This is a genomic window from Shewanella sp. 10N.286.48.B5, assembly GCF_002874355.2.
GTDB lineage: Bacteria > Pseudomonadota > Gammaproteobacteria > Enterobacterales > Shewanellaceae > Shewanella.
The window spans coordinates 1,176,003-1,188,763 of the sequence record NZ_MCVG02000001.1 but is presented as its reverse complement, the minus strand read 5'-3'; the positions used below and the strand labels follow the sequence as shown (position 1 = coordinate 1,188,763).

General features: G+C 41.3%; 11 protein-coding genes. 7 read left to right on the top strand and 4 right to left on the bottom strand.

What is annotated here, in order from left to right:
• Positions 1–105 precede the first annotated feature (105 nt).
• Positions 106–2,364 (bottom strand): ATP-dependent Clp protease ATP-binding subunit ClpA, encoded by a 2,259-nt coding sequence (clpA, locus tag BCU57_RS05120; RefSeq protein ID WP_102437868.1) that lies wholly within the window; start codon positions 2,362–2,364, stop codon positions 106–108.
• A 58-nt stretch (positions 2,365–2,422) separates the two neighbouring features.
• Positions 2,423–2,731, bottom strand: coding sequence for an ATP-dependent Clp protease adapter ClpS (clpS, locus tag BCU57_RS05115; protein ID WP_102437870.1), 309 nt, complete (start codon positions 2,729–2,731; stop codon positions 2,423–2,425).
• 193 nt (positions 2,732–2,924) lie between these two features.
• On the opposite strand from clpS, the gene cspD reads away from it, so the two are divergent.
• Positions 2,925–3,131 carry a cold shock domain-containing protein CspD gene (gene cspD / locus BCU57_RS05110; RefSeq protein ID WP_055024439.1) on the top strand — a complete coding sequence of 69 codons (207 nt, stop codon included), beginning with the start codon at positions 2,925–2,927 and terminating at the stop codon, positions 3,129–3,131.
• 359 nt (positions 3,132–3,490) lie between these two features.
• Here the strand turns inward: cspD and BCU57_RS05105 are convergent, their stop codons facing one another.
• Positions 3,491–5,716 (bottom strand): NADP-dependent isocitrate dehydrogenase, encoded by a 2,226-nt coding sequence (locus tag BCU57_RS05105; protein WP_102437872.1) that lies wholly within the window; start codon positions 5,714–5,716, stop codon positions 3,491–3,493.
• A gap of 282 nt (positions 5,717–5,998) precedes the next feature.
• On the opposite strand from BCU57_RS05105, the gene BCU57_RS05100 reads away from it, so the two are divergent.
• From BCU57_RS05100 to BCU57_RS05075, 6 genes are all read left to right on the top strand, one after another.
• Positions 5,999–6,652 carry an rRNA large subunit pseudouridine synthase E gene (locus BCU57_RS05100; RefSeq protein WP_102437874.1) on the top strand — a complete coding sequence of 218 codons (654 nt, stop codon included), beginning with the start codon at positions 5,999–6,001 and terminating at the stop codon, positions 6,650–6,652.
• A gap of 36 nt (positions 6,653–6,688) precedes the next feature.
• A complete protein-coding gene (locus BCU57_RS05095) occupies positions 6,689–7,168 on the top strand; it encodes an NUDIX hydrolase (RefSeq protein WP_413201644.1) in 480 nt (159 codons plus the stop codon).
• 120 nt (positions 7,169–7,288) lie between these two features.
• Entirely contained in the window at positions 7,289–8,407 is a 1,119-nt protein-coding gene (gene mnmA, locus BCU57_RS05090) for a tRNA 2-thiouridine(34) synthase MnmA (protein WP_102437876.1), read from the top strand.
• A gap of 3 nt (positions 8,408–8,410) precedes the next feature.
• On the top strand, positions 8,411–9,031 hold the full coding sequence (gene hflD, locus BCU57_RS05085) for a high frequency lysogenization protein HflD (RefSeq protein ID WP_076536241.1): 621 nt from the start codon (positions 8,411–8,413) through the stop codon (positions 9,029–9,031).
• A 55-nt stretch (positions 9,032–9,086) separates the two neighbouring features.
• A complete protein-coding gene (purB, locus tag BCU57_RS05080) occupies positions 9,087–10,457 on the top strand; it encodes an adenylosuccinate lyase (protein WP_102437878.1) in 1,371 nt (456 codons plus the stop codon).
• An 80-nt stretch (positions 10,458–10,537) separates the two neighbouring features.
• Entirely contained in the window at positions 10,538–11,668 is a 1,131-nt protein-coding gene (locus tag BCU57_RS05075) for a cupin domain-containing protein (RefSeq protein WP_102437880.1), read from the top strand.
• 96 nt (positions 11,669–11,764) lie between these two features.
• Here BCU57_RS05075 and lpxM read toward each other — a convergent pair whose 3' ends face one another.
• Positions 11,765–12,700, bottom strand: coding sequence for a lauroyl-Kdo(2)-lipid IV(A) myristoyltransferase (gene lpxM, locus BCU57_RS05070; RefSeq protein WP_102437882.1), 936 nt, complete (start codon positions 12,698–12,700; stop codon positions 11,765–11,767).
• Positions 12,701–12,761 lie beyond the last annotated feature (61 nt).

Sequence of the window (12,761 nt, the reverse complement as noted above, 5' to 3'; positions counted from 1 at the left end):
TTAGCAGTAATTTTTAGTAATAGTAATTAGGCGATTAACGTCAAGAAAAAATGGCTATCTGAAAACAGATAGCCATTTTTATTTGAGCCAAATAATTAACAAGGTTTAAGAGACTTTCTCTTCACATTCGCAACTGATCACCAGCTCATTATCTTTGACATCAACTTTTGCTATTCCACCAGCTTCAAGCTTGCCAAATAAGATTTCATCAGCCAATGGTCGTTTGATTAACTCAGTAACAACACGGCTCATCGGGCGAGCGCCCATATTTTTATCGTAACCCTTTTCAGCTAATAAAGTGCGCGCTTCATCAGTGACCTCGAGGGTGACACGCTTCTCATCTAACTGCGCTTGCAGCTCAATAAGGAACTTATCGACAACCTTAGCAATAATGGTCATATCAAGATGATTAAACCAAATAATCGAATCTAAACGATTTCGAAACTCTGGTGAAAACACTTTATTAATTTCTGACATCGCATTAAGGCTGTTGTCTTGTTGCTTAAAGCCTATTGAAGTACGGATAGACTCTTGAACGCCAGCATTGGTGGTCATCACCAAGGTCACATTTCTAAAGTCTGCTTTGCGACCGTTATTATCGGTTAAGGTACCGTGATCCATGACTTGCAACAGCAAATTATAAATGTCAGGGTGAGCTTTTTCGATTTCATCTAGCAGCACCACACAATGCGGGTTTTTAATTACGGCATCAGTAAGTAAACCGCCTTGCTCGTAACCGACATAACCGGGTGGTGAACCAATTAAACGTGAAACCGTATGTCTTTCGGTATACTCAGACATATCAAAACGGATAAGCTTCATGTTTAAACATGATGCCAACTGATTAGTCACCTCGGTTTTACCCACCCCAGTAGGGCCGGCAAATAAGAAACTGCCCACAGGCTTTTTCTCTGCACCTAAGCCGCTTCGAGATAAACGTATGGCAGAGCTAAGGCCCTCAATGGCTTTGTCCTGCCCGAATACCAACATCTTAAGGTTACGTTCAAGGTTCTTAAGTAAATCTTTGTCAGTAGACGATACGGACTTCTCAGGAATACGTGCTATTTTGGCAATAATGGCTTCAATTTCTGGCTGACCGATGGTTTTTTTACGTTTGCTAGCTGGCAGCATCACCATTCTAGCGCCCGCCTCATCAATCACATCAATGGCCTTGTCAGGCAAGTGACGGTCATTAATGTGCTTAGCTGACAAGCTGGCCGCAGAACTGATTGCAGCCTGAGTGTAACGAACCCCATGATGTTCTTCATACTTTGATTTAAGTCCCAGTAAAATCTTAGTGGTTTCAGCAACCGAAGGTTCGTTAATATCAATTTTTTGGAAACGACGGGCTAAAGCCCTGTCTTTCTCAAAAATACTTTGGTATTCCTGGAATGTGGTTGAGCCCATACATCGAAGTGAGCCGTTGGATAACAAAGGTTTTAACAGATTTGAGGCATCCATTACCCCACCTGAAGCGGCACCTGCACCAATGATGGTATGAATTTCATCAATAAATAAAATCGCATGTTCATTTTTGGCCAGCTCTTTTAATAGCCCTTTAAAGCGTTTTTCAAAATCACCACGGTATTTAGTGCCAGCGAGTAATGAGCCTAAATCTAACGAATACACAGTAGCATCTTTGATAACATCAGGTACTTGCTCATTAACGATACGGTAGGCTAAACCTTCAGCAATGGCTGTTTTACCCACACCAGCCTCACCGACCAATAATGGGTTATTTTTACGACGACGACATAAGGTTTGAATCGCACGCTCAACTTCATCATCACGGCCAATGAGTGGGTCTATGACCCCATCTTTAGATAATTGATTTAAGTCTGTAGCAAATTGAGCCAATAAACTTCTATCTTCACCGGCTTCAGTGCCTTCTTCGCTGGCTTCTGGGTTATTTATCTCTTCGTCACTATCGTCTTTTGGTAAACCGTGGGAGATATAGTTAACCACATCTAAACGCGTTATTTCGCAGCGACGCAGTAAATATACAGCCTGAGACTCTTGCTCACTAAAAATAGCAACTAAGACATTGGCACCTGTCACTTCATTACGACCTGATGACTGCACATGAAATACTGCACGCTGAAGCACACGTTGAAAGCCTAAGGTAGGCTGAGTTTCACGTTCTTCTGTGGTGTCAGCGATTAATGGGGTTGTTTGTTGGATGAAGTTAGATACTTCCTCGTGTAAACGAGACAGATCTGCACCACAGGCTAATAGTGCTTCTTTAGCCGATGGGTTATTAATTAATGCTAATAATAAATGTTCTACTGTCATATATTCATGACGTGAATCTCGAGCTTGTTGAAAAGCGAGATTCAAGGTGACTTCAAGATCTTTGTTTAGCATAGCACCCCCTAAAAATACTCAAATACTGCAGAGTTACCGGTTGTGAACAGCAAGTTCACTATGCGGCTTCTAATGTACACAGCAACGGATGTTCGTTTTCTCTGGCAAATTGATTTACTTGTAAGACTTTGGTTTCAGCGATCCCAAATGAAAAAACACCACATATTCCTTTACCTTGGTGATGGATAGCCAACATGATGTCTGTGGCTTGCTGTTCATCCTTGTTAAAAAAGCGTTGAAGCACTTCAATAACAAAATCCATCGGTGTGTAATCATCGTTATTTAACACGACCTTATACATTGAAGGTGGTTGTAGCTCCGATTCAACACGCTCTTTAGTGTGCTCTACGCTGCCTAATCTACCCATGTGTTAATACTAGCCTCTAGTTTGGTACAAGACCAATTGATATTATTAAATTAATTAAATGTTGTCATTTTGTTAATTTTTACTTGACATCTTTTCGTACAAATTTCATTCTGTTTGCAGGCGGCACATGTAGACCGCTCTTAATAAGTTTTACTATCTTACTGGTAAGTAGGCAACAGAAGGAAGTGGAAGTATGGCAAGCGGAACTGTTAAATGGTTCAACAACGCCAAAGGATTCGGGTTTATATGCCCAGATCAGGGTGGCGAAGATGTTTTTGCACATTATTCAACTATTGAAATGGAAGGCTACAGAACGCTAAAAGCGGGTCAGCCTGTCGATTTCGAAACTGAGCAGGGCCCAAAGGGCATGCATGCTTCAGCCATTTCACCAACAAAATAGTCGGTGAAACTATAAATCAAAAAGGCAGAGATTTTAATCTCTGCCTTTTTTATTGGGCAAATAAAAAGTAAATATTAAACTGTTTGCCCAAAAAAACACCTAATCGTAAATAAAACTGAGGTTCAATTCATCTTAACTTAAGCAACTTCAACCTCCGGCGTTAACAAATTTGCTGACAGAGGCTAAATCTCACTGAGCCTAGTTTCAGTATTCAAGCCTTGAAAGCTTATCCCATTAACTGAGTGCGATTAAAATCAGTCGAACTGGCTATGGCGGCAAACAGGCACAAAAAAGCAGAGAGCAAGCCCTCTGCTTTACGGCATCAATTTTATGCCTTCAATTTAGCCACAAAAAAACGCTTAATGTGTAATAAATTGATTTAGTAATGCACTTGGACGCATGGCAGCTTCAGCTTTTGCTGCGTCTAAACGGTAGTAACCACCTAAATCAACAGCAGGGCCTTGTGATGCATTCAATTCCGCCACAATTGCCGCTTCGTTAGATGTTAGCGACTCAGCAAGTTCAGTAAACTGCGCAGCTAATTCCGTATCAACAGTTTGCACTGAGACAGCTTGAGCCCAATACATGGCTAAATAAAAGTGACTACCACGGTTATCAAGCTCACCAACACGACGTGAAGGTGATTTATTGCTATCAAGGAATTGGCCGATAGCAATATCTAACGTATCCGCTAGCACCTGTGCTTTAGGGTTATTTGCTGTTTGGCTTAAATGCTCTAAAGAAGCCGCTAATGCCAAAAATTCACCCAGTGAATCCCAGCGTAAATGGCCTTCTTTCTCAACTTGTTGAACATGCTTAGGTGCACTACCACCCGCGCCTGTTTCAAATAAGCCACCGCCATTCATTAACGGCACAATTGATAGCATTTTAGCACTAGTGCCTAATTCAAGAATTGGGAATAGATCAGTCAGGTAATCACGCAGTACGTTACCCGTTACAGAAATAGTATCTAAACCTTGTTTAACGCGAGCGAGTGTCACTCGAGTTGCTTCTACTGGTGCAAGAATTTGTATATCCAAGCCGTCAGTATCATGATCTTGAAGATAAGCTTCAACTTTAGTGATTAATTGAGCGTCATGAGCACGCTTACTGTCTAACCAGAAAATTGCAGGCGTGGCACTTAAACGTGAACGTCGAACTGCTAACTTAACCCAATCGCGGATTGGTGCATCTTTTACCTGGCACATTCTGAAAATGTCACCAACTTCAACATTATGCGTCATCAACACCTTGCCAGCACGGTTAACAACGTTAACAACACCTGCTTGTGCAATTTCAAATGTTTTATCATGACTACCGTATTCTTCGGCTTTTTGAGCCATCAAACCGACGTTTGGCACACTGCCCATTGTGGTTGGGTTAAATGCGCCATTGGTTTTACAAAATGCAATTGTTTCTTGATACACACCGGCATAACAACGATCAGGGATCATTGCTTTGGTGTCTTTAAGTTGGCCATCTGGGCCCCACATTTTACCTGAAGAACGAATAGCTGCAGGCATAGATGCATCAATAATAATATCACTTGGTACGTGTAAGTTAGTGATGCCTTTATCTGAATCAACCATCGCCAATGCTGGACGTTTAGCATAAACCGCAGCAATATCAGCCTCGATTTCTGCGCGCTGGGCTTCTGGTAATGTGGCAATTTTTGCGTATACATCACCAAAACCATTGTTAACATCAACGCCTAATTCATCAAACAGCACTTGGTGCTTGTCAAAAACCTCTTTAAAGAAAACTTTTACAGCGTGACCAAATAAAATCGGGTCTGATACTTTCATCATTGTTGCTTTAAGGTGCAATGACAATAGTACATCTTCAGATTTAGCCGCTTCGATTTCTCGCTCGTAAAAGGCAACTAAAGCTTTGTTGCTCATTACTGCGGTATCAATTACTTCACCGGCTAATAAAGATAAGCCCGTTTTCAAAGCTACTTTTTGGCCATCTGCTTGGGTTAGCACGATATCTACAGTATCAGCATCAGTCAGGGTGACTGATTGCTCACTACCGTAAAAATCACCTTCATTCATATGCGCAACGTGTGATGCTGAATCACTTGCCCATTTACCCATTGAATGCGGGTTTTTCTTAGCGTAATTTTTTACCGATGTTGGCGCGCGGCGATCAGAGTTACCTTCACGCAATACCGGGTTTACTGCACTGCCTTTAATCTTGTCATAACGTGACTGAGATTCACGCTCTGCATCAGTCGATGGCTCATCTGGGTAGTTTGGTATATCGTAACCTTTCGCTTGAAGTTCAGCGATACAGGCTTTTAACTGTGGAATTGACGCACTGATGTTAGGTAACTTGATAATATTAGCTTCAGGCGTATTTGCCATTAGGCCTAACTCAGTGAGTGCATCAGCAATTTTTTGCTCTGCAGTTAACTTTTCAGGAAAGTTAGCAATAATACGGCCAGATAAAGATATATCTCTAGTCTCGACTTTTACACCTGCAGCATTGGTAAATGTGCGGATGATAGGGAGTAATGACAGCGTAGCTAATGCGGGGGCTTCATCAGTTTCAGTATAAATGATCGTTGGAGAATTATCTTTCATGCTTTTTCCTACATTATTGAAATAAATAGTTTTTATAAATTATTATTGTAATAAGTATCTACCTAAAAAGACCTTTAATCTATTGTTAAAGTGTAATTTTGCGGCACAAATCCATATGAAATTTGAAAAATAAATAGTGGCTGCTTGTTTTTTAAAAACGGGTACAGATCACATTTTTAGGCCAACATCATAGACCATTATGTGCAAGATTCAAATTCCACTAAGGCCCAATGCCGAGTAAACTATACAAAATGAATCAATTTCATCATTAAAGGCTTTTATATGTCAGTCAATGGCAAACCAAAACGTTTCAGTAATAAATTTGCATCCCCAACATCAACTCGCCAAATGAAAAAAGGCTTTAAACGCCCAGTAGCTAAGCCAGTATCCGATCCCGTAATTGTGTTGTTTAACAAACCTTTTGATGTTTTATGTCAATTTACCGATGAATCTGGTCGCCAAACCTTAAAAGATTTTATTCCAGTAAAAGACGTTTATGCTGCAGGACGTTTAGATAGAGACAGTGAAGGCTTATTGCTACTCACTAATGACGGTAAACTGCAGGCGAAATTGACCCAGCCGAAAAAGAAAACCTTTAAGACTTATTGGGCTCAAGTTGAAGGTGAGCCAGATGCAGCGTCAATAAAAGCACTCTGCCAAGGGGTTGAACTAAAAGATGGCATGACCTTGCCAGCAAAAGCAAAAGTAATCGATGAACCTGCGGTTTGGGAGCGAACCCCGCCAGTGCGTGAGCGAAAGTCTATTCCAACAACCTGGTTAGAAATTCAAATTTGTGAAGGCAGAAACCGACAAGTGAGACGCATGACCGCGCATATCGGCCACCCTACTTTAAGATTAATTCGCTATAAAATAGGTCAATGGAGTTTAGATGACATTAATTGTGGTGAATATAAAGTCCACAAACAAGAAAGTTAATCTGTCACACAAGATTTTTAGGCAATAGGATAAGTCATGGTGAAACCACGTTATAAACCCAATACCACTGTTGCTTGTGTTATCCATTGTGATAATAAATTTTTATTAGTTGAAGAAATTATTGATGGTGAAGTGCGCTTTAACCAACCTGCAGGGCATTTAGAAGCCAATGAAACCATCATTGATGCCTGCATTCGGGAAGTAAAAGAAGAAACCGGATTAAATATTACTATTTCGGCACTCGTTTGCATCTACCAATTTAGTGCATCAAACGCATTGTCTTTTATGCGATTTACTTTTTGCGCACAAGTAAACAAATGCGTTGAATGCACCCCAATAGATCCTGCTATTAGTGCCTGCCATTGGTTAACTATAGAACAGGTAAAAGCCCGTCAAAATCAACTTCGCAGCCCATTAGTACTCAAATCTATTGAAGACTATTTACATAAACCCCACAGCCCATTATCACTGATTAATAGTGAACTGCAGATCATAGCCGCAACCAATAATGCATGATAGAATATGCGCCGCACATTTTGGAGATTTATAGGTTCATTTGTCAGCGCACTTGAAATGCACTAACGGCGACCACATTATGATCTCTAACTACCCAAACACTCATGGTTTCTAGGTTTTATGACATTAAGTACTCCCAATCCAAATGGTAAAAAAGTCATCGTTGGCATGTCCGGCGGTGTAGATTCTTCTGTTTCTGCGTATTTGCTTATGCAGCAAGGCTACCAAGTAGAAGGATTGTTCATGAAGAACTGGGAAGAAGATGATACCGATGAGTATTGTGCGGCTTCTGAAGACTTAAAAGATGCCCAGTCCGTCTGTGATAAATTAGGCATTAAACTTCATACAGTTAACTTTGCGGCAGAGTATTGGGACAATGTTTTCGAGTATTTCTTAGCGGAATATAAAGCAGGTCGTACCCCAAATCCCGATATCATCTGTAACAAAGAAATCAAATTCAAAGCATTTTTAGAATTCGCTGACGAAATTCTTGATGCTGACTATATTGCTATGGGCCACTACGTTCGCCGTTATGACAGTGCAGACGGAACTCAAATGTTACGTGGTGTTGATGGCAATAAAGATCAAAGTTATTTCCTCTATACCCTTAGTCATGAGCAAGTGGCTAAAAGTTTATTCCCTGTGGGCGAATTAGAAAAACACCAAGTTCGTGATATCGCCAAAGAAATGGGCTTAATCACCCATGATAAAAAAGACAGTACTGGCATCTGCTTTATCGGTGAGCGCAAGTTTACTGACTTTTTAGCAACCTACTTACCTGCTCAGCCTGGTGATATTGAAACCGCTGATGAAGGTGAAGTGATTGGTACCCACCAAGGATTGATGTACCACACACTAGGCCAGCGTAAAGGTCTGGGTATTGGTGGCTTGAAAAATAGTAACGATGATCCTTGGTATGTGGTTGATAAAGATTTAACCCGCAATGTGCTCGTTGTGGCCCAAGGTGGTAAGCATCCACGGTTAATGTCTACTGGCATGTTGGTCAATCAATTACATTGGGTTGACCGCAAAGGCCCAAGCGCACCAACAAAAATTACCGTTAAAACTCGTTATCGTCAGCAAGATGTGCACTGCACTGTGACTTATGATGATGACAGTAACTTAAGGGTTATTTTTGATGAACCCGTTGCTGCGGTAACGCCGGGGCAATCTGCAGTATTTTATGATGGTGAAGTCTGCCTTGGCGGCGGAATCATTGATTGTTTAATTAGAGGATAGTCTGTGAGCCAAGTCTTATTTGAACGCACTATGGCGTTTGCCGGAATATTACAAGCTATTGCTCAAGTACAACATATTGCTCGTCATGGTGATTCAGATGAAAGCGCACTTGCTGCAAGTCTGAACACCATCATGGTCACAGATCCTGATTCTATTAGTGATATCTATACCGATAAGCAAGCACTTAATAAAGGTTATCAGCTCATTGAAAACCAATTGGGTGATGGTAATAGCAAGGATGTGGAAACCACCCGCTACCTTGTTGGTATGTTAGCACTGGAGCGCAAACTGGCTCGCTCAGCAAATGGCTTAGGCATGTTAGCTGAACGCATCAACCAAGTGCATCGACAACTACACCATTTTGCGATTACTGATGAACAAATCATCGCCAGTCTTGCCAGTATTTACAGTGATACCATCAGTGAACTGGGACCTAAATTGCAAATTTCTGGGAATCCAGCTTATTTACAACAACCGCAAGTACAACAAAAAATTCGTGCTTTATTGCTAGCAGCGATGCGCAGTGCCGTTTTATGGCGACAACTGGGAGGCAAACGCCGTCACTTAGTTTTTGCCCGTAAAGCCATTGTGGATACCGCTATCAGTAGCCGTAAAAATAATTAACGATTCACCCTACAAATATTCCAACTTACAATAAAAGTTCATCAAGGAGCTTCAAATGGATCTTTCTGCACTGACAGCTATCTCGCCGATAGACGGTCGTTACGGTAGTAAAACCACCTCTCTACGAGGTATTTTCAGCGAATTCGGTTTAACAAAATACCGTGTACAAGTTGAAATTAACTGGTTAAAACTACTTTCAAGTTGCCCAGAGATTGAAGAAGTTCCGCCATTTAGTGAAGACGCATTAGCGTTACTAGATAGCATTAAGGATAACTTCAGTGAAGAAGACGCTTTGCGCGTTAAAACGATTGAAAGAACCACTAACCATGACGTTAAAGCGGTTGAGTATTTCATCAAAGAACAAATTGCAGATAACGCTGAATTAGTTGCAATCGACGAATTCGTACATTTTGCTTGTACTTCTGAAGATATTAATAACTTATCTCACGCATTAATGCTTAAAGAAGCACGTGAATTAGTATTAGCGCCTCAGTGTCTAGAAATTGTCAATGCGCTTAAGCAATTAGCAAGAGACAACAAATCAGTACCATTGATGTCACGTACACATGGTCAACCGGCTTCGCCTTCTACGCTGGGTAAAGAAATGGCTAACGTTGCCGTTCGTTTAGAACGCCAACTAGACCAAATCAATGCAGTAGAAATCATGGGTAAAATCAATGGCGCTGTGGGTAACTACAATGCTCACCTTTCTGCTTACCCAGAAGTTAACTGGCATGAGCTGTCACAACGCTTTGTGACAAGTTTAGGTATTAACTGGAACGCATACACCACTCAAATTGAGCCCCATGATTACATCGCTGAGTTATTTGATGCTATTGCCCGTTTCAACACCATCTTAATCGATTTCGATCGTGACATTTGGGGCTACATTGCATTAGGTCACTTCAAGCAACGCACTATCGCTGGCGAGATTGGTTCATCAACCATGCCGCACAAAGTTAACCCAATTGATTTTGAAAATTCTGAAGGTAACTTAGGTATTGCTAACGCGTTAATGCAGCATTTAGCCGCAAAGCTTCCTGTATCAAGATGGCAGCGAGATTTAACTGACTCAACAGTATTGCGTAACTTAGGTGTTGGTATGGCGCATTCATTAATTGCTTATCAAGCAACAATGAAAGGCATCAGCAAGCTTGAAGTGAATGAAGCAAACCTTCGCGCTGAGTTAGATAAAAACTGGGAAGTATTAGCAGAGCCAGTACAAACAGTGATGCGTCGCTACGGCATTGAAAAGCCATACGAGAAATTAAAAGAGTTAACCCGTGGTAAGCGTATCGACGGCGATCAACTTGCAGTCTTTATCGATGGTCTAGAGTTACCTGATAACGTTAAAGCTGAACTTAAAACAATGACGCCAGCCAACTACATTGGTCGTGCTGAAGCATTTGTTGACGAGTTAAAATAATCTTCCACTCAATAACAACTATTGATTGTTGAATAAGGATAGGCGGCAGTTCCATAAGGATTGCCGCCTTTTTTAATACTATGTATACATTAAATTTTGATACTGCTGAGTTCATCAGTAAATATTGGCAACAAAAACCTATAGTCATCAAAAATGCCTTTAAGGCATTTGAAGATCCAATATCGGCCGATGAACTTGCAGGCCTAGCCATGGAAGAAGATATCTCTTCTCGCATCGTTAAAACTGAAACCGATGACTGGAAAGTGATTCAAGGGCCGTTTGAAGACTATGACGAACATGGCGATGACAAATGGCAGTTACTTGTGCAAGCGGTAAACCATTGGTATCCGGAGTCTCAACCACTGGTTGAAGCATTCAGATTTTTACCTGATTGGCGTTTTGATGACTTAATGGTATCGTTTGCCACCCCACAAGGCGGCATTGGGCCACATATTGATAATTATGATGTGTTCTTGATCCAAGGAGAAGGGGAACGCCGCTGGAAAGTGGGCCATAATGGCGAACATCAATGCCGTGGTGGAGATCCATCAAGTCCATTAGTCGATGACTTTGAACCCATTATTGATGTGGTGCTCAGCAAAGGCGATATGTTATATATTCCGCCAGGCTACCCTCATTGCGGTGAAACCTTAAGTCTTGCAATGAGTTATTCTATTGGTTTTAGAGCGCCAAGTCAGCAAGAATTATTAACTGAGTTGGCTGATTCGCTGATTGATAACAGTGCTGGCCAACATAGATTTACCTCTAGCGAAGAAGCTGCAAGCCATGGCCTAGTCAGTCAAACTCAGCAGCAAGGGATCATGGATTTACTGGCTCAATTAGCAACTGATCCTGCCCAATACCAAACTATGCTAGGTAAGTTACTCAGCCAAAATCGTTTTGAACTCGATATCAATCCCTTTGAAGCGCCAATTTCAACAACAGATGTTAAGGAAGCCATTGAAGATGGCGCTAACATGCAACGTATTGGCGGCTTAAAGGTATTAAGCCTAGAGGCTGATACCCAAGTGCAGTTGTATATCAATGGTGAAGTGGTTTGCGCCGCAGGGATTGAACAAGACATCATCGCCGAGATCGCCAATAATCACCTACTCACTCAATCGCAGCTTCAAAACTGGCTCAATGATCAGCAAGTCATGACGGTATTAACCCAGCTTATCAATCAAGGTTGGTATTACTTTTCAGAGTAACCGTTAATTAAAGTGACATCTTAGCGCCACACTAATTTTCCTTTAACCAAAAAAAAGCACTCATCGAGTGCTTTTTTGGTTTATTAGTTATTCAAATTAATAGATTTTTGCTTGCCCTTCTGGACGGGTTTTAAGGAATTTCAAAAACCACATATATTGCTCAGGGTAAGCTTGAATAACTTGCTCAACCATTTTATTTAAAGCAATGGCTTCGTTATCCTTACCTTGCATATCTTCAGGCTTAACTTGCGGCATCACGGTCAACTTAAACTGGTAAGCTGCTTTGTCGTAACCAATTTTTACCGGTAAAACCTGCGCCTTACCTGCTTGCGCTAAACGCCCTACTACCGGTAAGGTGGCTTTTTCTGTTGCCAGCAATGGAGCAAATACACTTTGCTCAGGACCTAAATCTTCATCTGGTAAATAAAAGAAGCTATTATCTTGCTTTAATTCAGTGATTAGCGCGCGTATGCCCGCCTCTCGCATGTAAACGCGGCCATTCTTACTACTGCGTAGTCGATTACTAAACCAATTGAATAAGCCGTTATTATGAGCTTTGGCCATGGTAACCATAGGCAGTTCGATATTTAAACGCAGCCCGGCATAATCAATCGGCCATACATGGGGCATGATAAAAATAATCGGCTGGCCAGCATCACGCGCGGCTTGCACATGTTCAAAACCTGTAATACTGACTCGACGCCTTAGATGCGCATCTGAGCGAATTAATAATTCAGCTTGAGATACCAAGGTTAAAACAAACATATCGACGTTGGCGTTAATTAACTCATCCACCTCAGTCGCTGACTTCTCAGGAAAACATGTTTGAATATTGATACGCGCAATATTGATGGGTTTTTTCGCATAAGACAGTACCAGCTTGGCTAATAGTCGCGCTATAGGATCTCGCAACCAAGCAGGCATCACCCCAAACATAAATAACACCATAATGGCTAGCCATGTACCCCAATATTTCGGGTGCAATAAAGATAGGGTAAAGCGACGATCGAAATGTTTTGCTTGTCTAGCCAAAAGAAACCTCAAAGATTACATTAACACAGTGAAACAAAGAGCCTAAGGAATTGGCCATAAT

Bases quoted from the DNA above. Each gene is read 5' to 3' on its own strand.
- clpA (WP_102437868.1), bottom strand. From the start codon at position 2,364: ATGCTAAACAAAGATCTTGAAGTCACCTTGAATCTCGCTTTTCAACAA.
- clpS (WP_102437870.1), bottom strand. From the start codon at position 2,731: ATGGGTAGATTAGGCAGCGTAGAGCACACTAAAGAGCGTGTTGAATCG.
- cspD (WP_055024439.1), top strand. From the start codon at position 2,925: ATGGCAAGCGGAACTGTTAAATGGTTCAACAACGCCAAAGGATTCGGG.
- BCU57_RS05105 (WP_102437872.1), bottom strand. From the start codon at position 5,716: ATGAAAGATAATTCTCCAACGATCATTTATACTGAAACTGATGAAGCC.
- BCU57_RS05100 (WP_102437874.1), top strand. From the start codon at position 5,999: ATGTCAGTCAATGGCAAACCAAAACGTTTCAGTAATAAATTTGCATCC.
- BCU57_RS05095 (WP_413201644.1), top strand. From the start codon at position 6,689: ATGGTGAAACCACGTTATAAACCCAATACCACTGTTGCTTGTGTTATC.
- mnmA (WP_102437876.1), top strand. From the start codon at position 7,289: ATGACATTAAGTACTCCCAATCCAAATGGTAAAAAAGTCATCGTTGGC.
- purB (WP_102437878.1), top strand. From the start codon at position 9,087: ATGGATCTTTCTGCACTGACAGCTATCTCGCCGATAGACGGTCGTTAC.
- BCU57_RS05075 (WP_102437880.1), top strand. From the start codon at position 10,538: ATGTATACATTAAATTTTGATACTGCTGAGTTCATCAGTAAATATTGG.